Origin of the sequence: Streptomyces sp. NPDC058955 (assembly GCF_042741435.1) — a bacterium.
Taxonomy (GTDB): Bacteria; Actinomycetota; Actinomycetes; order Streptomycetales; family Streptomycetaceae; genus Streptomyces.
On the sequence record NZ_JBHYKM010000144.1, the window covers coordinates 15,503 to 17,123 of the forward strand.

Consider the following 1,621-nt stretch of genomic DNA (forward strand, 5'->3'; position numbering starts at 1 on the left):
GCCACTCCGCGCCGCGCCCCCCCCGGGGGGGGGGCCCCCCGGGTCCGGGCGGCCCCCCCCCCCGTCTCTGGTCTAATGGTCAGGCCCTGGCCCGGCCGGCAGTAGTGGAGACGTGGTGTTGGACGTACTGAGACGACCGTCGGCGGACCCCGCCGGCGAACGGCCCGCCGAGGACACCGCCGCCGCGCCCGTCCCGTACCTCCCGTACGTGCTGATCGCGGCCGTCCTCACCGGCCTGTACTTCCTCTACTCCTGGGTGCAGTACGACCACTTCCGCACACCCTCCTGGGACCTTGGCATCTTCGGGCAGGCCGTCCGCTCCTACGCCGAGTTCAGGCTGCCCGTCTCCGACATCAAGGGACCCGGCTTCCCGATACTCGGCGACCACTTCAGCCCGGTGACGGCGCTCCTCGCCCCGCTCTACTGGCTCTGGCCGTCCCCGGTCGCGCTGCTCTTCGCGCAGGCCGCGCTCTTCGCCGGCTCCGCCGTGATCGTCGGCCGCACCGCCCAGCAGATCCTCGGCAGCCGGGCCACCGGCCTCGCCCTCACGGTCGCGTACGGGCTCTCCTGGGGCCTCCAGGAGGCGGTGAAGTCCGACTTCCACGAGATCGCCTTCGCCGTCCCGCTGCTCGCCCTCACCTGCCGCGCCCTGCTCCTCGGCCGCTGGACCGCCGCCGTCGCCTGGTCGGCGCCGCTCGTCCTGGTCAAGGAGGACATGGGGCTCACCGTCGCCATGGTCGGCGTCGTCCTCGTCCTCAAGGGGCAGAAGAAGCTCGGCGCCGCCCTCGCCGGCTTCGGCGTCGCCTTCTTCGCGCTCACCGTCCTGGTCCTCATCCCGGCCGCCAGCAAGCTCGGCCAGTACGACTACTGGGCCAAGATCGAGAAGACCGGCACCGGCACCGAGACCTCCCTCGGCCAGATCATCGGCTCCGCGCTGACCTCCGGCGACCGCTGGGAGATGGTCCTTCATCTCTTCGCGATCACCGGCTTCCTCGCGCTGCGCTCCCCGCTGGCGCTGCTGGTCCTGCCCACCCTCGGCTGGCGCTTCGTCTCCCAGGACGCCAACCACTGGGGCATGCACTGGCACTACAGCGCCGTGCTGATGCCGATCGTCTTCCTGGCTCTGGTCGACGCCGTCCGCGCGGTCCGCACCTCGCCGCGCCCCTGGCTCGCCGCGTACGGGAAGGTCGCCGTCGCCGCCGCCACGGCCGTCGCGCTCACCCTCGCCGCGAACCTGCCGCTGCGCGAGCTGCTGAAGTCCGGGACGTACGCCGCCGACCCCCGCGCCGACCAGGCGCGGGCGGCCGTCGCCGCGGTCCCCGAGGGGGCGAGCGTGGAGGCCGACGTGCCGCTCCTCGCCCACCTCACCGCCGACCACACGGTCTACTGGGTGGGCACCTCCAAGGGCGCCACCCCCGACTACCTCGCGCTCGACCTGCGCGGCTGGTCGGGCCAGACCTCGGACCCGGCCGTGACGGCTTCGCAGTTGCACCCGGAAGCGGCGTACGAGATCGTCCACCGCTCGGAGGGGTTCGCGGTGCTCAAGCGGAAGTAGCGGGTACGCGGAAGGGGGCCGGGGGGGGGGGGGAACAGGGCCCCAACACGTCCCACAACCCGGGGT

At 73.0% G+C, this 1,621-nt stretch carries 1 protein-coding gene; it reads left to right on the plus strand.

Going from position 1 to position 1,621, the window contains the following annotated elements; translation table 11 throughout:
• Window positions 1-118 precede the first annotated feature (118 nt).
• Complete coding sequence (locus ACFW1I_RS34250) at window positions 119-1,555, plus strand: DUF2079 domain-containing protein (protein ID WP_384677312.1); 1,437 nt, start codon at window positions 119-121, stop codon at window positions 1,553-1,555.
• Window positions 1,556-1,621: the final 66 nt, after the last annotated feature.